This window comes from Enterococcus sp. AZ167 (assembly GCF_051714025.1).
Lineage (GTDB): Bacteria > Bacillota > Bacilli > Lactobacillales > Enterococcaceae > Enterococcus_D > Enterococcus_D casseliflavus.
The window spans coordinates 1,561,451-1,581,252 of sequence record NZ_JBIORB010000001.1; the positions used below are offsets into that span (position 1 = coordinate 1,561,451).

Consider the following 19,802-nt stretch of genomic DNA (forward strand, 5'->3'; position numbering starts at 1 on the left):
ATATTAGAGAATAGAAGCGTTAGCCACTTAAGCTAACGGATAAATCAAATTTTTGTCCATTTCCACTCTACTATAAAAAAATTATTTTCTACAAAAAATAGGAACGAAAGCCAAAATACGAAAGAAACATCATGGCTAAAACTTATGTATGTAATGGTATCTTTATTTCTATTATTCCAATTTTAAAATAAAATAAGCCACCACTCCAAACTCTGATAGAAAAACAAGAATAGACTCTTGAGTAGAACTTGAGTGCAAAACTGCCTCCAAAATCAACGCAAGAGTCTATCTGTATAGATAAAGATCTTTATGGGCAAGTTCTTTTGTACCAGTAAAGATCCTTAGAATCAAACAAATCAGAATGCTTTCAAATCAAATGTGATAGTGTCATTGTTTTTTAAAAACAACTCTTGTGCCCCTTTATCGGTCATTTGGTCATTGACGGTATAGACCCAAAATAGATTGGCTTTTTGATCTTGGCTGATGCCGTCAATCGAAGTGATAAAGCCATCTTTTTCTTTGATCGCAAAGTTTTCTTTCATTACTTCCAGCAGCGACTCATTTTCTCGGAACGTTACTTCTTTTGAGGTCACAGCTTCTTGATTTTGGATGACGATCGTAGCTGTTCCTTGTTCTTGCTTCAAGGAACTTTGCTGCGTGCTTTCTGACGTTACACTTACCTGTTGGCATCCTGTAGCGACGAGTAGTGTGTTCACTAGCATGAATACGACAAATACTTTTTTCATCTATTTCTTCCTCTCCAATAGTCAAAATACTAATCGTTTTTCTATCCAATATGCGGATAAGAGTTATTTTATCAATCCCGTTTTTCTTAGAGCCCGCATTTTAATTGGATTTTACAGTTTGTGCAGGTACTGCAGCCGCCGATTTCCTCAATGGTTCCTTCATGGCAGATGGGACAGATTTTACCAGAGGCGACGGGTTCATCTACTTGAACGACAGGCAGCGGTTCAACTTGTGCGGTCAGCTCATTTTCAACCGCTTCTAAGGTAAGTACTTGTGAATCTCGGCTGCCGTCTACATAGACGGTCCCTCCTTTGGCTCCTCCTTCATAAAGATCTCGATAAACCTTGGCTACTTGGCTTACTGTATATCCTTTTGGTGCATTGACCGTTTTTGAAATGGAGCTATCCACCCAGCGTTGAATGGTGCATTGCACACCGACATGCTCTTCGGGTGTCAACTCCATAGCGGAAATGAACCATGCCGGCAACTCCGCTTTGGTTCGTTCAGGATGATCCATCAGGTATTCGTCAACGATTTCCGCATTGATTTCAATAAACTTACCTAGTCGACCGCTTCTAAAATAAGAAAAGGAGTAGTAAGGTTCTAAACCAGTTGAAACTCCCGTCATCGTGCCTGTCGATCCTGTTGGCGCAACAGTCAAAAGATGAGAGTTGCGAATACCGATTCGCAGCACGCCTTCGCGGATGTGCGCTGGCATTTTTTTCATGTATCCTGTATCGATAAATTTCTTCCGCAACGCTTGCGTCTCTTGGTCATTTTTTCCAATCAGGAAGGGAAAGCTGCCTTTTTCTTTCGCCAATTCAATGGATGCCTCATAGGCAGTGACTGCCATTGCCTCGAAAATTTGATCAACGAATTGATTCCCTTCTGCCGATCCGTATTTTTTCCCACAGTAGATCAATAAATCTGCCAAGCCCATGATCCCTAATCCAACACGTCTTTCCCCTTTCGCCTGCTGCTCATTTTTGTCAAAAAAGTAAGGCGTTGCGTCAATAACATTGTCTTGGAAACGAACTGCTGTTTTCACGGTTTCTTTTAGTTTGGCAAAATCAACGGTGCCTTTCTGGCGATCCGCCATGTTTGCGAGATTGATGGCTGCCAAGTTACAGACGGCATAAGGGGTTAGGGGCTGTTCACCGCACGGATTGGTTGCCACGACTTTTTGTCCGTATGCTGTAGCATTCGTCATCTTGTTGGCATTATCGATAAAGAAAATACCAGGCTCAGCAGAATACGTTGCACAAAAAGTAATCAACTCCCATAACTCACGAGCTTTGATTCTTTGATAGGTTTTGACTTTATGACCAGCAGCTGCCCATTCTCGCACATCCCCGACTTCCGCCCATTTTGCATCATATTGCGCCATCTCTGCTTCTGAATAATTGTCAATATCTGGAAAGCGCAGCTCATACCACCCATCTGTCTTCACTGCTTCCATGAATTCTCCTGTCAAGCAGACTGAAATATTCGCACCAGTTAAGAAATCACTTTCTTTTACCGTATAGCTGCCACCTATGCGCAATTTTTCTTTTGCCTTTTGGATCATGTCATTATGTTCCTTATCTGACGATTCAGGCAGTTGCGCTAGATAAGTGAACATTCTTTCTTCCATTTTTGTCAAAGGATCAAATTGCAGTTTTTCATTGATCAGTTGTTTGATTGCTGCATTCGTGACTGTTTTTTTCAGGTGAAGCAATACAGCAGGATTTTGAACTTTAGAAAGAATAAACGTAAAAATATCTGGATGCCAATCTGCCATCATAATCATCTGCGCTCCACGGCGGCTACCTCCTTGTTCGACAAGGTTCGTCAAGTTTGCCAAATCATTCAACCAAGAAACTGCCCCAGAAGACCGACCACTGACACCGTGGACCACACTTGATTTTGGTCGCAAAGTCGACCCATTGGTTCCAACCCCGCCACCTCGACTCATGATTTCCATAACTTCTTGTCGATGAACAGCAATCCCTTTTCGGGAATCATGGATGAAAGGCATCACAAAGCAATTGAAGTAGGTAACTTGAGAATTTGTTCCTGCTCCATAAAGTACTCTGCCTGCGGGAATTAGGTTTTGCGCCACGATTTGTTGGTAAAACGCCTCAAAGAAGTGCTCCTGGTCATGGGACTCGTTGGCAGAAATCCCTTTGGCTACACGATGCGCCACTTGCTCAAAAAAGAGTTCTAACGGTTTTTCAATGTCACTTTTTCTTCTTTTAACAAGTCCATTGGCTTGTTCATCAATATCTTCTAACGCTGAGCGATAGGCCTCTTCCACTTCGATAGAGACTAGTTCCCCATCGATTGCTTTCACAACACCGATTCCTCGCGCAGGATATTTAGGATCAGCTTTCGTTGTCAAAATCACCAAATCATCCTTACGCAATGTTTGATGGGTTTGATCCTTGTATGAATAACGATCCAGCATAATCAAACGAGCGATTCCCTCAAATGTTTGGGTCATTTCTGGTGTGATCGCCGAAACTTCTTGGAACAACTTGATATCCTCGTTCAATTTCTCAATCGTTTGTTTTTTGTATTCCATTTCTTTCCCTCGCCTTCTAAAACACAACATATTGTGCTCGTTTTTTATTATCGTACTATATAATGTGCATTTCAATCTTGAATTTTATTATTTTCCATGTATAATGAGAATGATTATCAATTAGAAAGACGGCGATTCTCATGCTTCCTCCCCAAACCAAGATATTTTCTATCCAAAGAATTTCTCATTTAGCACTGATCACTGCGGCTTGTATCGTTGGACGGTTAGTTTTTGTCTTTATCCCTAACATTCAGCCTATGAGTGCCCTTTTATTTTTAGTGGCTTTTTCTTACCGTTTATCCGATGCGTTGGTGATTGCCTTATTAAGTTTGCTCGGAACAAATATCTATCTAGGCATGGGTCTCTGGACGATCAGTCAATTGGCTGCACTTACTGTCACCATCGTTCTTTTTCATCAGATTGGAAAAATACCGATCATCAAGAAAAACCGCTTCTTGCAAGCTTTCTTTGCCTTTCTTTGCGGACTTCTTTATGGCTTGATCGTTTCGTTGATGGAAGTTTGGCTTTATCAGTTTCCTTCGTTTCTTGCCTATTACCTTCAAGGACTACTGTTCGATTTCTTCCATGCCAGCGGAAACTTCGTCTTTTATCTGATTTTATGGCCAGTATTTGAGCGAATAACACCCACCTCCTATAAGTTGGCGAAAAAAAACGAGTGATTTCGATGGAACGAAGCATTCGGCTAACTTTGTTTTAGTGTTTCTTTGAAAGAATGTTCGCGTAAAATTTTTCTTAGAAAACCAAAAAAACTACGACTACTCTCCTACTTTCTTTGCTTAAATATCAATCCAAAAAGTACCAGCGAAAAGCCTTACGAAAGGGTTTCTTCCATCTTTGTACGTCCATTCATTTAAATGAAACACTCCCTCTTTCATCCATGCCCTTGACCAAATGTAGTTGGATTCCTTTCAGATTATTAATGAATGATGATGTTTGCTTTTTCAATCATCAGAAATTTATTATTTTTTTTAAATAACAATTTAATTTTTCTTGACCAAAAGAATTCAGAGGTTTATCCTAACTATGGAAAATCAACGACTGGATAAAAAGAAGCAAATGAAATTTTTTTTCAATTTGATCTTTGACATTTGCGAAAAAATGCATAAGAAACTTGATAGTGATCAAGCGCTTATGGAAAGAAATTTTTTTCTCACTAAATTTCAAAAAACGCTCTATTTTAACCAGTCAGAAAAATCATTTTAAGAAGGAGAAAGCGATGAATGAGAAACAATTACGCTGGTATAATATTGCGCTGATGGCGTTCGTCTCTGTTTGGGGACTGGGAAATGTTGTAAACAACTACGCTCAACAAGGATTGACTGTTGTTGTTTCGTGGCTATTAATTATGGCTCTTTATTTTGTACCCTATGCATTAAGTGTTGGTCAGTTAGGATCGACCTTCAAAGAGTCAAGTGGTGGGGTTTCCTCATGGATCAAAGAAACCTCAACAAAGCGGTTGGCTTTTTTTGCTGCTTGGACTTATTGGGTCGTTCACGTGCCTTATTTGGCACAAAAACCCCAAGGAATCTTAGTGTCATTGAGTTGGTTATTTAAAGGAAATGGTACATTTGTATCAACGATGGGCTCCATGGAAGTCTCGTTGATTTGTTTAGCTATTTTTCTATTCTTTTTATGGATTGCCTCTAAAGGATTGACGACCTTAAAAATGATTGGGAACATCGCCGGAACAGCCATGTTCGTGATGTCGATTCTTTTTATTCTTTTAGCAGTGACTGCTCCAGCAATGACTGGTGCTGAGATTGCTACACCAAATATGTCATCTGTTTCAACCTATATCCCTAAATTTGACTTTACCTATTTAACCACGATCTCGATGCTGGTATTTGCGGTAGGTGGCTGTGAAAAAATCTCGCCTTACGTAAATAACACAAAAAATCCTGCCAAAGAATTTCCAAAAGGCATGATCTTTTTAGCCGGTATGGTGGCGTTATGTGCCTTGCTAGGCTCGATTGCTATGGGGATGCTTTTTGATGCCAACCATATTCCAGAAGATTTGATGGTCAACGGCGCTTATGAAGCCTTTCAACGACTAGGAAACTTCTACGGAATCGGCAATTTCTTTGTCATTCTTTATTCCATCGCCAATGCGTTGGCGCAAATTTCTGCTTTGGCTTTTTCAATTGATGCCCCATTGAAAATATTATTGTCTGATGCTGATTCAGAATTTGTACCAAATGGCTTAGCAAAACTAAACAAAAAAGGAACACCAGTAAATGGGTATATTATGACTGGTATCCTAGTCAGCATTTTGATCATTATTCCAGCACTAGGAATCGGCAATATGACCGAACTGTATCGTTGGTTGTTGAACTTGAATTCAGTTGTCATGCCATTGCGTTACTTATGGGTCTTCTTAGCCTTTATGTTAGTCAACAAACACGCCAATCGCTTTACTTCCGATTATAAATTCGTGAAAAACACCAAGGTTGGCTTTGGGATCGGCTTATGGTGCTTCTTGTTCACGGCCTTTGCCTGCATTTTAGGGATGGTTCCTAAGCTTGATTATGCGGCAGATCCGCAAGCTTGGTTCTTCCAATTGGCCTTAAATATCATTACGCCAATCGCCTTTCTTTTGATTGGCTTGATCTTGCCGATCATTGCGAAACGTGTAAATAAAAAATAATCATTCCCTCAAAAAAGAGGTGTCCGACAACTATTTCGGTTGTCGGGCACCTCTTTCCTTATATATGAACTTTTCCGCTGTGCGAGGCATTTGCTCCATCCTCTTGCCGAAGCGTTCATTCTTCGTCATTTTCCTCTTTGATTCCATACTTGATCCATTGCACCTTATAGCGAAAATCTTTGATCAGCTCTTTTGCGGTCCATTCATTCGAAATAAAATCTGTCAGACTATCCATCACGACCGCCATAATAAAATAAAGGAAACTGACAGCTTCTTGCGTATCATGGATCGTAAAGCGATTTTCTTCCAACAGCTCCAACCACTGACGAATCATGGGCGAATCGTCAGGGATCGCATCGCGCTTCGTCCAGGCATTGCTTTGGGTACATAAGTGGATCATTTTCCAATGATCATCTTCAGGTGACCATTGACTGCACCAAGCCAAGTATTCTTCGATCCCTTTGAAAAAATCATTTTTGTTGCGATTGATAAACGTAAAAATCGCGGAATGGATTTGGTTTGAATAGTCGGCGATCGCATAGTCATAGGCATCTTCTAAGTTTTGAAAGTACTTGTAAAACGCCCCTCTAGAAATGTGCGACTTTTCGACGATGGCAGAGACCTTGACTTGACTGATGTGCTTGCTGAAGAATTCTTCTAAAAGCACGGCATCGATTTTTTCTTTTTTCTCTTGTTTTAAATGAAAAAATGTTGTACTTGGCAAGGGATTCTCCTCCATCATTCGCAATCTACTCCCTCTATTATAAACAAATCCCTCTACTTTTCCACTCAGACTTGTGCAGTTTCTCTTGACGGGGCGTTTTGTTCGATCAGATTGCCATCTTCCATTCGGAAAATGCGATCACTCCATTGGATCATTCGCTCGTCGTGAGTGACCATGACTGTCGCTTTCTTTTTCTCATGCGCTTCTTTCACCAATAACTTCACGACTTCATACGCATGATCGGTGTCTAAACTGGCAGTTGGTTCATCCGCCAAAATCAAGCTTGGGTCCTTAAACAACGCCCTGCCGATTGCTACTCGTTGACGTTCCCCACCAGATAAATCGCGGGGAAACTTGTCTTGAAGATCGAGAATATCTAATGAAGCAAGCAATTCATCAATCCGTTCCTTTTCCTTGGCTTTTCTTGAAACTTTGTCGACCAAATAAAATTGTTCCTTTACCGTTAGAAAAGGGATCAAATTCGAGCTTTGCAAGATAAACCCAATCTCTTTAAAACGCAACTTTCCTCGTTGCTTTTCATTTAATTGGGAAAAGTTCACCTGGTTGATGATGATCTCTCCCGATGTTGGACTTTGTAAGCCGCCAGCGATGGTCAAAAAGGTACTTTTTCCTGAACCAGAAGGGCCGATGATACTGACAAACTCCCCTTCTTGAACGTGAAAATTCAGTCCTTTTAATGCCGTTACTTCGGTATGCAGCTTGCCAAATTTTTTTATAATATCCTTCATTACTAAAATGTCTTTCATCTTTGTTACCCTCCTATTGCCGTAATTGGATCGACTTTTGTGACCGTCCGAATGGAGAATAAGCCGCCTAGAACTGCCACGAGAATCAAGATGCCGCTATAAAGCAGCCATTGCTTTAATTCAAAGAAAAATGGCATGGCATCTGGTAAAAACAAACTGGTGCCGTATGCCGCCGCAAAGGCTAGGGCTACCCCGATCACACCGACCATAAATGCTTGCGCAATAATTGATTTAGCAATAAAGCTGGTCCGAATCCCTTGGGCTTTCATCACACCAAAAATCGCCGTTTTTTGTAGGGTGATCACATACATGAAAATCCCCACGATTGCCGTTGCAACAACAAATAAGAAGTAGATCATGGCATTTAAGGTCAAGTTTTGGGCAGAAAATCCGGGAAGCTTTTCAATAAAGTCTTCCGTTGCCAAGACTTTGAGCTGGGTTCCTTCTTGGTTATCGACTCTCGGATCACTTGATTTGGTCACAATGATATTGATGGGCTGCTCCTTATCAGATGGAAATGGTTGATTAGCAAACTTCATTTTCGTCCAAGTATCGAGGGAAGTATAAATCACTGGTGACACCGTATAAGACGTTTCTGGGGTGATCCCAACGACTTTGAAGGTTTCATCTGAACGTCCGATTTTCACTTGATCCCCGACCTTGATACCTTCTTCTGCTAAGTTTTCTGAAATCGTGATCTCATTTTCTTTTGAAAACAGCTTGCCCTCTAAAACTTCTGGTAACAAGAACGCATCGTCTTGTGTACCAAAAACAGTCACATTGACTTGTTCATCGTTGACCGTGATGACACTGCTATATAAACCAATCGGGGCTTTTTGGGTTCCTGCTACACGGTCTAGATCCCCTCTCGTCAATTGCGAAGCCGCAAATGTGTCATTCGCATCTTCTGATAAAACGATCGCGGATGAATCCCAGTCGACGATGGCCTTTTTAAAATCCCAGTTAAGTCCGGTAGCTAAGCCAGACAATATAAAAACAACATAGGCAATCAAAAACATGATTCCTACGATCAGCCCATATCTTAATTTTGAATAACGCATTTCTTTTATAGCCAGAAACATTGCTCTTTCCTCCTGTTTTCCAAATGTTGACAAAGTGTCACTTTTTGAAGAATACCACACAAGGTGACACTTTGTCACTTTTTACAACTCGAAATGTTTGCAAGGTTGATCGATCATTCTTTTTCTGTCATTCACTGAGGATGTTTTTTCTAAAGGAGTGAGAAAAAAGAGAGTTGAATAGTGGGCGTTTCGCGTAAAATACGCCATTTCCTTTTAACATTCTTGGCTAGATGTAAAAAAAGCATGGCCGACCGTAAATAGTCGAACCATGCTTTGGCAAAAACGAACACGAGGATTTCATTACTAGTATTCTTGAGATCAGCTGACTTTGCTTTGTCCAATTGTGGAAATTACTGCTCGTAACTGATGACACGAAGTATCAAACTGCCGTTTTTCCTCAGGGGTAAGCGTCAATTCAATAATTTCGCGGACGCCGTTTTGGTCCACGACTGCAGGAACACCTGTGAATAAATCGTTGATGCCATATTCCCCATCAAGGTAGGAAGACACCGGCAGAATCGCTTGCTCATCATTTAAGATCGCTCGAACGATTCTTGCGACACTCATCCCTATCCCGTAAAATGTTGCTTGTTTTCGATCGATGATTTCATAGGCGGCATTTTTTACTCGTTCAGAAAGAACCGCTAGATCGGCAACGGTCAAACGATCCTTTTGCTTGATCAATTCTACGATCGGTTGACCACCGATCGTTGTATGGGACCAGACAGCGACTTCCGAATCACCGTGTTCCCCAATGATATACCCATGAATATTCCGTGGATCGATGGCTAATTTTGCCGCCACTTCTTTTCGAAGTCTTGTGGTATCGAGGGTCGTTCCCGTACCAACAACACGATTGGCTGGCAGCCCTGACACACGCCATGCTTGATAAGTTAAGACATCGACTGGGTTTGAAGCGATGACAAGCACGCCATCAAAGCCTGAAGCCATCACTTGTTTTGTGACGCTTGCCATAATTTCGGCGTTCACATCGATCAATTCAAGCCGTGTTTGTCCTGGCTTTTGGTTGATCCCTGCAGTAATAACGACGATATCAGCATCTTTACATTCCGAGTACTCTCCCGCCCAAACTTTGATGTTTTCTTGCCCCCATGACATACCGTCTAACAAATCGAGGGCTTCTCCTTCTGCTTTGTCTCGATTGACATCGATCAAGACCAATTCATTGATTAGTCCTTGATTGATCATGGAATACGCAATGCTCGTTCCAACGAAACCTGTTCCGACAACGACAACTTTTCTGCTTGTACTTTTCATGTGCGATCCCTTCCCTTTCTTTTCAAATACTTGTGCTATTGTTTTGCGTAGAGTACGCATTTTCTCAAAAAATGGATGATTTTTTGTGTTTCCTTAATAACTATGACCGGCAATCAGCGCTTTGGTTTGCTGATACAAATGAACAGCATATTTTCCTAACACATAGCAGACGACAATCACGGCAAAGCTGGTTTCAATAATCGTTAAGGCTTGTAGAAACCCAAATATCAGTGGGTGATTCGCAAAAAACAGTGCTGATTTGAACATTGCAGTCGCCGAGATCACAAGAGGAAACGTAAATGCCGCATAGCTTGGGTAAAACCCGACTGCCAGCATGTTTTTCATATAAGCGACAACACAGAAATAAATCGTTTGTGACAATAACAGCATAAAGGCGACAAACCAAGCAGAGCCTTGTTCAAATACGGAAAGGTAACCTGCTAAGCAAAGAGAACCTGGTGCTGTTAAAATCGTGATCAAAGGAACTGCCGCACGTTCCGTCAGCTTTTGATGGACGACTCGCTTTAAAATAATCGGCAAAAGCGTAAAATACAATACCAATGCGATCCAGACGATCACTTCCCCTAGCTCTTTAAAAAAGACAGCAGAAGTATTGGGAATTACGCCAATCCCGACGAAGGTAATAAACCAGCTTGGATAAATGTATTCCAGCGAAAGGTCGACAGGCAAAATATGCACGACAACAAAATAGATCATTAGAGCAAAATGTAAGCCGATAGCCCCCCACCAGAGCAGATCATTCACCACTGCATTGGGAATGACCCGTTCAAAAACAGTGGAGATCACCATCAGCGCCATCGTAAAGGTCGGCGCCACCGAAGCAACGATTGGGTTTTGCAACTCTGACATCGTGTGCTTAAATGTAAAGCATACTTTCAGAAGGAAGAGCCCCATGATGAAAATACCAAGGGTGCAAAACGCATTTCCAACCGTCTCCATTCCTTCTGAATACAATAAATTCCCCAAAGACACAGTGCCTAAAATCAAGCCGCAAATCGGGATTGGCAATGAATGTAAAAAATGCTGGATCGATGTTTTCATCAACTCATCCTTTCTTAACGTATGAAAATTTCAATTAAATTTGCTTTCTTTTTTCTCTACACTTATACTATAATCACCTGATAACTATTTGTAAAATTGTACTTTTAAATACTAATTATAAATATTATTAATAATAAAGGAGTCCGCAAAATGATTGAATTGCTCAAAACCTTCATTGTTGTTTATGAAACGAGAAACTTTAGTCTTGCCGCAAAACAGCTCTATAAAACTCAGCCAACGATCTCCTTGCAAATCCAACGATTAGAGGCGGAACTTGGCTTCAAACTTTTTGAACGTAAAGGAAAACAATTGATTTTACCCACTAGCCAAGCGGAGTTTTTGTATCCTCGTGTGGTCGAGTCCCTCCGCTCATTGTCCACTATTTTTTCGCAAGCCAAAGACACCAAAAATTTTAAAACAGCGTGTGTGCTCGCTTGTTCGAATACCACCGCCGTTTACTTACTGCCTAGCATCATGGCACAGCTGATTGCAGAATTTCCAACATTTGCCTTTGAAATCAAAATCATGAATTCGCAAGAAGTGATCGATGCCGTCGAATCAAACAAAGCCCATATCGGCCTGATCGAAAAATCAATCGTTTCGCCATTGATCCAAAAAGAATTCGTTTATCGCGATGAATTGGTGTTAGCAGGCAACCTCGCTTCTGATTTTTGGGTCTTGCGAGAAAACGACTCGGGGATGTATTACATTAACGAAACCTATCTTTACGCACAGCACCTAAATCCGCAAATCATCAAAGCCAATAATAGCGAAGTGATTTTGTCCCTACTAAAACAAAACATCGGCAAATCGATCATTTCGAAACTTTCATTACCAGAAGAGTTGCCTTGGCAGGAACTTGATCCAGAGTACCGCTATCGTGATCTTTTTATCATTCAGAATCGTCAACGTGTGACGCCGGAAACCGGAGAGGTTTATGAGGAGATTAAACGGCTGTTGTTAGCATTGATTCCATAAATATTAGTCTTTTGAACCAATTAAAGTGAATACAAAAAAAAGACGCTGGAGTGTCGTTTGTCACTCCTCCAGCGTCTTTGTATTTTTATAATTCCTTGATAAACCGTTTCTGTTCATGACTGCTGTGGTAGCCATGATTTTCATAAAACCTGTGAGCAGCATGGCGTTTAACATTCGAATTTAATCGAATGCCTTGCATTCCTCGCTGTCGGGCTTCTTCTTCAATTGCCGACAGTAGTTTCCCGCCAACGCCTTGCTTTTGCACTTGATCATCCACTACCAAACCTAGGACATTAAAAAATTGCCCAGCAGAATAAACTGTTGAATACGGCTGTGCTTCAATCATCCCAACTGCTTTACCCTTTATTTCGGCAACAAGCAAGAGATGATCCTCCTCAGCTAAAATTCTCTTTAGGCCTTCGATCAATACTTCTTCTTCGATTGGATAGCCTAGTACTTTCGACAAATGAGTTAGTTCTTTATGATCAGACAATGCTGCGGCTCTAATTTTCATGATATTCTCCTGTCTTGCAGCTTTTGACTCAACTATATTTTTAGAATGCTTATTTGTCAAGAAAGCCCGTTCTGCGCCGCTGATGTGAAATACCAAAAACTACATAAACTGAGATGGAAATAAGAATTAAAAGAAAACCGACAAGCTGCCTTCTGACTTTCCTCCTTTCGTGCAACTCGTACAGAGGAGAGATTTTTGCATACCTTGGAAAGGATGGGTTAGGTATACATTCGCTATTGGCATTCAACCTACAAAGATTCTCGTCTGTTTCGCATTAGTATTAAAAAAGGCTCGTAAATACTTTGATAAGACTTACGAACCTTTTTCACTTTTCTATGGCACAAGCGGACTCGCCGCTTCGCGTGACTTTTTCTCAGTAGCAATTACTCTACATACAATGTCACAAATTTTGCGTGGCCTATCTTTTCAAGAGTGACTACATTCTTTTCCACAACCAGTGCTTCTTTTGTAGCTTCTTTTAAATCGACTGTTTCTACTAACTTCACTGGATGGTTGAATGTGATCGTTGCGTGTCCACCTTCATCTAAAAGCCCATTGTATAGACGCAAAATATAACCTAGACGATCTTCGGCTTTTTTCAATACACTCAGGGTCAAATTGCCATTGATCTCAAAAAGACTAAAGTTTGCCGGTAAGGTTGGTTCAACCGGTCCTAAAGTAAATATCAAGCGGGAATTCAGGAATTCTGCGGATTGATAAAGAGTGATCGGTGTTACTGCTTGTTTGGCACTCTGTGCAACATTTGCTTGATCAAATCCTTTAGCAAAGTAAGCAACAGAGAAATCAAAATGCATCGTTTTGTGGCACTGCGCAGCTGGTGTCGCAATCACTGATTCTCCTGAAGCACGCCCTGGTCGATACAGTAGATTCTCTTTCCCCATGAAGCCATAGGTTCGGAAAATCGTTAAGCGAATCGTATCAAACGCTTTCCCCACGATCTCATATTCACGTACACCCTTGGGCATGACTGCTACGCCATGGGATGCATCGAATAAACCGACAAACGATTGACAAGTTTCTATGGCGATCGGCTGCTCATTCCATTGCTCTTTATTAGCTTCCCAAAGAGCCATTTCTTTTTCAAACACAACAGGGCGCTGCAACGTGCCAAACTGTTGGTCAGCCAGCGAAAATTTCGAGGCAATTCCGGTATCAAATAGCACACATACCCGATGACTATCCACTTGTTGGTTTTCAACCGTTAAGTTGAAATCAATTTGTTGCGATTGTTTTTTCAACACGATCGTCAATTGGATCGGTAGTGAAGCCGAGACCTTCTTTTCTGCACGTTCAGCTAAATCCTTCGGAACCCTCAGCGTGAATACCACATCAATCTTTTGGTAGATTGCTGATTGCTGAATCGAGATCGTTGGTTGCGCATCAATTGATGAAATCACAAAATCTTTCACAGGTGGTGAATAATTGAATGAATCACCATCGTCGCCATTTTCTTCAATGATCCCTTGATTTTGATAAAGCACCTGATTGGTTTTATCTAGAATATCTAACGAGCCATTGCTATTGACAGTGATCTGATAGTACTCATTTTCGATCGTATTGGTTGTAATCTCCTGCAATGGTGCGCTTGTATCACCTTTTAAATCAATTGTCAGCTGGGTATACCCCATACTCGGCACATCAGTCGTTTCTATGGCAATCTTTGCTTTATAGACTTTCTCCGGCAAATAGATCTCCTTGACTGGATCTAATATGTTCCCCTGATTCAACACATACTCCGTTTGGTCGGTAAGCTCTAAAATCGTATAAGGTAACGCCTGACCTGACTGGTCAAGGATCGCAAAATCTTTTTGCGGCAAATAAACCTCTGCTTCGATCACCCCATTACGTTTTGTGTCATAGGTATTGAAAAGCGTAAAAGTAATTTCTTTTGCTTGTGGGTTGTTGATTGCAGTAGAAATCTGTCGTAACATCAATTCGACAAGATTCATAGAAATATCTCGCGCTTGCTTATAGCGCATATAGATATCTTCGTTGGTCGTATCAGAAACACAAGAACCGATCGAATCATGCGCCGCATTTTCAAACATTAACTTCCAAATCTCTATGACTGTTTCTACGGGGTACTCAAATCCTAATTGCATAGCCATGGTTAAGATAGGCTCCATGACATTGACTAAGTAATGTTGGATCTGTGTGTTCATCGCCTTCAAATCAGGACGTGAAGAAAAAATCGTTTTGTGAATTCGCATCAATTTGCCGTTGATCAGTTCACCAGCGATTTCTTCCAACTCAGGATGGCGTACTTTGACCGCAGCAATGTATTTTTCGATCGTTGAAAATTGTAACTCATACTCATCCTGATACAGTTGATTCATTCGATCAACCAATTCTGGAAGATTTTCTCTAACTGGTGCTTGGTCGAAACCATTTGGAAAATACACTTGATCCGTTGCACTGCGCCCCCAAGTCGTTTTAAACGGTTCTTGATGTAAGAACTCTGCTAATTCTGCTTCTCGTTCAGGAATGGCACCGCCAATGTAGTACCCACTTGGGATCTGGTAAACATTGACCACAGAACCATCTTCTCCACGCCATTTGTACTCTGTGTGTTTAACATCGTCATCACTGACACCGCGCCAAAACATTGTGTCTGTGATACCAAACTCACGATAGATTTGTGGCATACTAGCTGCTTGTCCGAAAGAATCTGGCACATAGCCGACATTCATGTAGGTTCCGAATGCTTCACAAATTTTCATGCCATATAACATATTACGAACAATGCTTTCTCCCGAGATCACTAATTGATCGGTTTGTGTGTACCATGGGCCAATGATCAATTTTCCTTGTTGAACAAGTTGTTGAATCCTTTCTTTGTCCTGTGGGCGCCATTTCAAGTAATCATCTAACAGAGAAGCCTGTCCATCTAAAATGAAACTTTCATAAGGATCATCCTTTTCTAGTTGTTCAATGACGTTTTTTAGATCGTGCATCAAATAGATTTTCGAGCGACTCGTCGTAAAATACCATTCGCGATCCCAATGACTGTGGGGTACGACATGTACTGTTTTTTTCATTCAATCATTCCTCTCCCGTGATTAAAAAAGGCACGTAACGATGGGTGTCGTTCGTGCCTATTAATTTTTCTCAATTTTTTTACCATCTGGTACGCATCATTTGATCCTTACATAAATGCTTCGAATTTTGAAAATCGTTTCTCTTCAAATACTCTTGTTTTCTTCCCCAAGTCTTGTCCTTGTCAGATACCTTAAAGCGTTCTTGAAAAATCACCTGCTCGTGCCTTTTCTTTTGCTACTATTTAGCTAATCAGCCTTGTTACTTAGTTTTCAAAGCTCACTTCAATATCATCGAGGGCAATATCTTCTGTTTGTTCTTCTTGCTTATTGAAATTCACGAATAAAGGCGCGACAAAACCGATGAAGGCTGCTCCTGCAAATAGTCCAATCAAATACGCCCAACCGTTTCCAACAGTGAAGAAGCCGTAGATTCCCCCAACTGGTGGCATTTTGTCATACATTCCTAATGCGATCCCCAAACCAGAAGCAATTGCACCTCCCAACATGTTGATCGGCACAAGCCGTAATGGATTGACTAATGTAAAAGGAATTGCTCCTTCTGTGATTCCGATGAACCCCATAATAAAGTTATTACGCCCAGCATCCAGTAGCTCTTTGTTGAATCGATTTTTGTGGAACAAAGTTGCTAAGGCATATCCAAATGGTACCGCACAAATCGCAACGTTCACGATGATGGCTGGTAAATAGACTCCTTCCGCTAGTAACACATTTCCTGCCATCCAAGCAGCTTTGTTTACAGGTCCCCCTAAGTCAGAGCCAATCATTGCCCCCATGATGAATGCCAGTAAAATTTTGTTAACGTCATTTTCAATCATGGTTCGGATCCATTCAACCAAACTAGTATTGATCCACGCCAAGGGCTCAGAGAGTAAGGCGCCCATGACGATTGCTACGGACAATGTAGCAATCAAAGGTAAAATTACCAACGGCATCACCCCAGCAAACGACTCCGGTAATTTGATATGTTCTTTCGCCCACTTCACTAAGTATCCTGCTAAGAACCCAGCAATAACTGCCCCTAAAAACCCAGCATTGGTGCTAGAAGCGACTGCACCACCGATAAAGCCGGCACCTAGCGCAGCCTTATCTCCAACAGAATACGCGATAAAACCAGCCAAGACAGTATTGATCAAGCCGATTCCTGCCCACCCTACTTGTTCAATCAAATAAAGCGCATGTTTAAAGCCTTCCGTGTCAGCATAAGGATCTAAGCTTGTGATCCCCATACCAAGAGCAATCATTTTCGGAATGGCAACAACCAGTGAAGCACCAATAATCAATGGCAGTACAAAACTAATTCCACTCATCAAGTGGCCTTTTAAATCTGCTAGAACTCTTTTCATCATCCTTGCCTCTTTCCTTTAGTTTGCGTTTCTTTGTTCAACAGCAGCTACACATTTCTTCAGCACCGCTTCCGGTGCCTTGATACACGTATTGATATTTACTCGAATTTGCGGTTTTCCTTCAAACCGTTCCATCCCAACAACTTTTTGGTCAGTCGCTAAAAGCAAGAAATCCGCTTCTTTTGCTTCGGCTGCAGTGATCTCATTGACTTGCCCTAATGAGCCTTGCTGTTCGATCTTGACCTCATAGCCAAGTTTCACACCAGCTTTTTCTAAAGCTTTTGCCGCCATCGGTGTATGTGCCAATCCAGCTGGACAGGCGGAAATTCCTACTATTTTCATACAATTTTCTCTCCCATCATTTCCTTTTTGATCAATTCTGCTAAATAAGCTTTGTCTTCTGATTGTTGAATCTGCTGGATGAATGTCTCTTCAAGCAATGCGGTTGCTAGGCGACTCAACATTTGCAGATGCACCGTTCCTTCATCTTTTTTAGGAACCATCAAAGCAAACACATTTTTGACTGCTGAATCATCGAAGGTTTCCCATTCGATGGCTTGCTCTAAACGAATAAACAAAACGGTCGGTTCCAAAACGGGTTCAGCTTTTGCATGTGGAATAGCAAAGCCTTCTTGTAAGCCGGTTGAATATTGTGCTTCCCGTTCAATGAATGCCGCACATGTATCTGCTGCATTGGTAACGATCCCTGATTCATAGGCATGATGCGCAATTACGTGAAACAGTTCTTCTTTTGATGTAACAGCCACATTCAAGAGAATATTTTTTTTCTGAAAATCCATCTCATCTGCTCCTTTCCTTTATTATGAAACCATTAGCGTAATTCGTGTGGTTTATTTTCTGTACACGTTTAATTTACGGTTTCTAATTCACGATGTAAACACAACAAATTTCCAATTCAAGTGGCAATCATTAGTAAAGCGTTTTCCAAAATGATTGCCAACTCTTCTGGAAATTTTCGGTACTGGTGAAGCATTTCATTCTTATTCTTTCTATTGTATGATGAGAAAGAGCACGGAGGTGAAACAAGTGTCAAAACTTGCTTATCAACGATTAGATGATCTAATGGAAGTATTAACTAGACAAACGGCGCCGCTACCAATGAAGGAGTTAACAAAAAGCTTCTCGATTTCTGAGCGAACGGTTCGGACCGACATTGCAAATTTGAATGATTTGTTAACAAATGTGGGTGCCTCCATCAAGTTGATTCGAGGGCAAGGCTATTTGTTGTCTATTGGTTCAAAAGAACGATTTCATGACTGGTGGACTGAAAGTATGTCGACTACCGAGTCCTTTCTAACTACGAGTGAAGAACGACAAGCCTATCTACTTTTCCTTTTATTTAAGAATGAAAACCCTTTATCCTTAGATGATTTTCTTGATCGATTATTTATTAGTAAAAACACCTTTTACTCATACTTAAAAACGGCTCGAGACAATTTAGCGACCTATCAATTAAAAATAGTAAATCGTCCAAATATTGGCTTTGAAGTCTTGGGTAACGAATTCGCCAAGCGACAAGCAATCAGTGATCTTTTGATTGAAAAAGATCTCCAAGAGTATTTGGTGGGTTTTACGGAAATGGAACTTGAGTTGTTTGATACGATTGATCTGACCCGCTTGCAAGAATTGTCATTAAATCATCTGGCGCCCTTAGACTTGTTAGACTCTGACTACTATCATAAAAACATTCTTTCTCATTTTGCTTTAGCAATCAGTCGCTTTATAGCTGGCCATCAGATCAACGAATTTCCCTTGCACGTGCCCGCGCTCAAAGAAGACGCCCAGAAAGTTGTTGGTCACTTCTTAGAAGAAATCGATCATGCATTTGATATACAATTGACTGCTGGAGAAAAACAATACTTCATTTACTATCTTGCGATGAATGCACCACGTTTAGTTGAAACAGGCGATGCAAGCGATTCTTCCACGAAAACTGCGAAAGCCATTGTGGAAGAATTATTAACTGCGATCAAACAGACGTCAAACTATGCGTTAGAGACAGACAAGATGCTAATAGACGATTTGACATCTCATATTGAGGGCTTTATCAACATGAATCTAATGGATGCACGCCGTAGCAATCCATTGCTGGCAACGATCAGAAAATCTTTTCCACAGGCTTATGATTTATGTTTGACTCATTTAGAAACGGTAAGCCTGAAACACGGTTTTTATTTTTCTCCTGATGAGATCGGCTATATCGCTTTGCACATCGCAGGTGCTATGGAAAGGAGTTCCATCAGAAATCATCATAAACATCGCGTCATCCTTGTTTGCGGAACCGGTCGAGCCATGAGTCGTATTATTGAAGCAAAAATTATCAAGCACTATCAAGAAACGATCGAAGTCGTTGATCGCTTTTCTTACGTCGAGCTACAACAATGTGATCTTTCTGCCATTGATTTTGTGATCACAACCGTTCCATTAGAACAGTTCTCGGTTCCTTCTATTTACATCAACATGGCCAAGCTAGATAAAGAAATTGGCAAAATCGAACCGTTCATTGAAACGCTCAGTGAATCAAAAGATGGTATCTATTCATTGTTTCAAAAAGCATTTTTTCTTCATGAAAATCATGCAGATAAAGAAACCTTACTAAAGAAAATGGCGCAGCAACTGTACCAAAAAGATTTTGTGCCCCAAGATTTTTATGACAGTGTGAAAAAACGAGAAGCAATCAATCAGACCAATATTAACGAGTGGCTTGCTATCCCCCATCCCATGACCTTGATGGCAAAACGCTCAGCCGTTTCAGTGGCGATCATTCCTGACGGCGTTGATTGGGGAAATGGTGATTTGGTTAAATTCGTCTTTCTCTTTGCGATTCAAAAAGACGAATATGAAGATACCGAAGAAATCTATAGTCTTTTATTAGAGTTGATGGATCGTGAAGATATTCAACAAGCAATCCTGCAAAATAGTGACTATCACCACTTTTTGAGCTGTATAAAGCAATTATAAAAGGAGCTGGGAATCCA

16 protein-coding genes are annotated in these 19,802 nt (G+C 41.0%); 4 read left to right on the plus strand and 12 right to left on the minus strand.

Translation table 11 applies throughout. From position 1 onward, the window contains the following. Positions 1–356: 356 nt before the first annotated feature. Together IGJ05_RS07285 and IGJ05_RS07290 are read right to left on the minus strand one after the other, a co-directional pair. Positions 357–746 (minus strand): DUF4430 domain-containing protein, encoded by a 390-nt coding sequence (locus IGJ05_RS07285; RefSeq protein ID WP_010747568.1) that lies wholly within the window; start codon positions 744–746, stop codon positions 357–359. 86 nt (positions 747–832) lie between these two features. Next, positions 833–3,310 (minus strand): vitamin B12-dependent ribonucleotide reductase, encoded by a 2,478-nt coding sequence (locus IGJ05_RS07290; protein WP_010747567.1) that lies wholly within the window; start codon positions 3,308–3,310, stop codon positions 833–835. Between the two features lie 140 nt (positions 3,311–3,450). On the opposite strand from IGJ05_RS07290, the gene IGJ05_RS07295 reads away from it, so the two are divergent. Together IGJ05_RS07295 and IGJ05_RS07300 are read left to right on the plus strand one after the other, a co-directional pair. Next, the gene (locus tag IGJ05_RS07295; RefSeq protein WP_010747566.1) at positions 3,451–3,990 is read left to right on the plus strand and encodes a hypothetical protein; all 540 of its coding nucleotides are present in this window, start codon (positions 3,451–3,453) and stop codon (positions 3,988–3,990) included. A gap of 557 nt (positions 3,991–4,547) precedes the next feature. Beyond that, entirely contained in the window at positions 4,548–5,975 is a 1,428-nt protein-coding gene (locus IGJ05_RS07300) for an APC family permease (protein WP_005225272.1), read from the plus strand. Between the two features lie 115 nt (positions 5,976–6,090). On the opposite strand, the gene IGJ05_RS07305 is transcribed toward IGJ05_RS07300, so the two are convergent. The 5 genes from IGJ05_RS07305 to IGJ05_RS07325 form a co-directional block, all read right to left on the minus strand. Continuing rightward, positions 6,091–6,717 carry a TetR family transcriptional regulator gene (locus IGJ05_RS07305; RefSeq protein WP_081117236.1) on the minus strand — a complete coding sequence of 209 codons (627 nt, stop codon included), beginning with the start codon at positions 6,715–6,717 and terminating at the stop codon, positions 6,091–6,093. Between the two features lie 47 nt (positions 6,718–6,764). Beyond that, positions 6,765–7,466 carry an ABC transporter ATP-binding protein gene (locus IGJ05_RS07310; RefSeq protein ID WP_438725135.1) on the minus strand — a complete coding sequence of 234 codons (702 nt, stop codon included), beginning with the start codon at positions 7,464–7,466 and terminating at the stop codon, positions 6,765–6,767. A 5-nt stretch (positions 7,467–7,471) separates the two neighbouring features. Continuing rightward, positions 7,472–8,548, minus strand: coding sequence for an ABC transporter permease (locus IGJ05_RS07315; protein WP_010747563.1), 1,077 nt, complete (start codon positions 8,546–8,548; stop codon positions 7,472–7,474). A gap of 318 nt (positions 8,549–8,866) precedes the next feature. Continuing rightward, entirely contained in the window at positions 8,867–9,826 is a 960-nt protein-coding gene (locus IGJ05_RS07320; protein WP_010747562.1) for an L-lactate dehydrogenase, read from the minus strand. A gap of 93 nt (positions 9,827–9,919) precedes the next feature. After that, positions 9,920–10,888 carry a TDT family transporter gene (locus IGJ05_RS07325; protein ID WP_081117235.1) on the minus strand — a complete coding sequence of 323 codons (969 nt, stop codon included), beginning with the start codon at positions 10,886–10,888 and terminating at the stop codon, positions 9,920–9,922. A gap of 150 nt (positions 10,889–11,038) precedes the next feature. On the opposite strand from IGJ05_RS07325, the gene IGJ05_RS07330 reads away from it, so the two are divergent. After that, the gene (locus IGJ05_RS07330) at positions 11,039–11,866 is read left to right on the plus strand and encodes a LysR family transcriptional regulator (RefSeq protein WP_081117234.1); all 828 of its coding nucleotides are present in this window, start codon (positions 11,039–11,041) and stop codon (positions 11,864–11,866) included. 85 nt (positions 11,867–11,951) lie between these two features. Here IGJ05_RS07330 and IGJ05_RS07335 read toward each other — a convergent pair whose 3' ends face one another. From IGJ05_RS07335 to IGJ05_RS07355, 5 genes are all read right to left on the minus strand, one after another. Continuing rightward, positions 11,952–12,380, minus strand: a complete 429-nt coding sequence (locus IGJ05_RS07335; protein ID WP_005225265.1) for a GNAT family N-acetyltransferase — start codon at positions 12,378–12,380, stop codon at positions 11,952–11,954. A 383-nt stretch (positions 12,381–12,763) separates the two neighbouring features. Beyond that, entirely contained in the window at positions 12,764–15,439 is a 2,676-nt protein-coding gene (gene mngB, locus IGJ05_RS07340) for a mannosylglycerate hydrolase (protein WP_005225264.1), read from the minus strand. A 263-nt stretch (positions 15,440–15,702) separates the two neighbouring features. After that, positions 15,703–16,803, minus strand: a complete 1,101-nt coding sequence (locus IGJ05_RS07345; protein ID WP_060792679.1) for a PTS fructose transporter subunit IIC — start codon at positions 16,801–16,803, stop codon at positions 15,703–15,705. Positions 16,804–16,821: 18 nt separating this feature from the next. Further along, positions 16,822–17,145 carry a PTS fructose transporter subunit IIB gene (locus IGJ05_RS07350; protein ID WP_005225262.1) on the minus strand — a complete coding sequence of 108 codons (324 nt, stop codon included), beginning with the start codon at positions 17,143–17,145 and terminating at the stop codon, positions 16,822–16,824. Continuing rightward, entirely contained in the window at positions 17,142–17,603 is a 462-nt protein-coding gene (locus tag IGJ05_RS07355; protein ID WP_005225261.1) for a PTS sugar transporter subunit IIA, read from the minus strand. The genes IGJ05_RS07350 and IGJ05_RS07355 overlap by 4 nt, the downstream gene beginning before the upstream one ends. 247 nt (positions 17,604–17,850) lie before the next feature. On the opposite strand from IGJ05_RS07355, the gene IGJ05_RS07360 reads away from it, so the two are divergent. Continuing rightward, positions 17,851–19,785, plus strand: coding sequence for a BglG family transcription antiterminator (locus IGJ05_RS07360; RefSeq protein WP_060792678.1), 1,935 nt, complete (start codon positions 17,851–17,853; stop codon positions 19,783–19,785). The last annotated feature ends 17 nt before the right edge of the window (positions 19,786–19,802 follow it).

Coding starts and splice junctions, on each gene's coding strand:
- IGJ05_RS07355 (WP_005225261.1), bottom strand. CDS start 17,603: ATGGATTTTCAGAAAAAAAATATTCTCTTGAATGTGGCTGTTACATCA.
- IGJ05_RS07285 (WP_010747568.1), bottom strand. CDS start 746: ATGAAAAAAGTATTTGTCGTATTCATGCTAGTGAACACACTACTCGTC.
- IGJ05_RS07345 (WP_060792679.1), bottom strand. CDS start 16,803: ATGAAAAGAGTTCTAGCAGATTTAAAAGGCCACTTGATGAGTGGAATT.
- IGJ05_RS07295 (WP_010747566.1), top strand. CDS start 3,451: ATGCTTCCTCCCCAAACCAAGATATTTTCTATCCAAAGAATTTCTCAT.
- IGJ05_RS07315 (WP_010747563.1), bottom strand. CDS start 8,548: ATGTTTCTGGCTATAAAAGAAATGCGTTATTCAAAATTAAGATATGGG.
- IGJ05_RS07330 (WP_081117234.1), top strand. CDS start 11,039: ATGATTGAATTGCTCAAAACCTTCATTGTTGTTTATGAAACGAGAAAC.
- IGJ05_RS07320 (WP_010747562.1), bottom strand. CDS start 9,826: ATGAAAAGTACAAGCAGAAAAGTTGTCGTTGTCGGAACAGGTTTCGTT.
- IGJ05_RS07350 (WP_005225262.1), bottom strand. CDS start 17,145: ATGAAAATAGTAGGAATTTCCGCCTGTCCAGCTGGATTGGCACATACA.
- IGJ05_RS07335 (WP_005225265.1), bottom strand. CDS start 12,380: ATGAAAATTAGAGCCGCAGCATTGTCTGATCATAAAGAACTAACTCAT.
- IGJ05_RS07310 (WP_438725135.1), bottom strand. CDS start 7,466: ATGAAAGACATTTTAGTAATGAAGGATATTATAAAAAAATTTGGCAAG.
- IGJ05_RS07305 (WP_081117236.1), bottom strand. CDS start 6,717: ATGATGGAGGAGAATCCCTTGCCAAGTACAACATTTTTTCATTTAAAA.
- IGJ05_RS07325 (WP_081117235.1), bottom strand. CDS start 10,888: ATGAAAACATCGATCCAGCATTTTTTACATTCATTGCCAATCCCGATT.
- IGJ05_RS07290 (WP_010747567.1), bottom strand. CDS start 3,310: ATGGAATACAAAAAACAAACGATTGAGAAATTGAACGAGGATATCAAG.
- IGJ05_RS07300 (WP_005225272.1), top strand. CDS start 4,548: ATGAATGAGAAACAATTACGCTGGTATAATATTGCGCTGATGGCGTTC.
- mngB (WP_005225264.1), bottom strand. CDS start 15,439: ATGAAAAAAACAGTACATGTCGTACCCCACAGTCATTGGGATCGCGAA.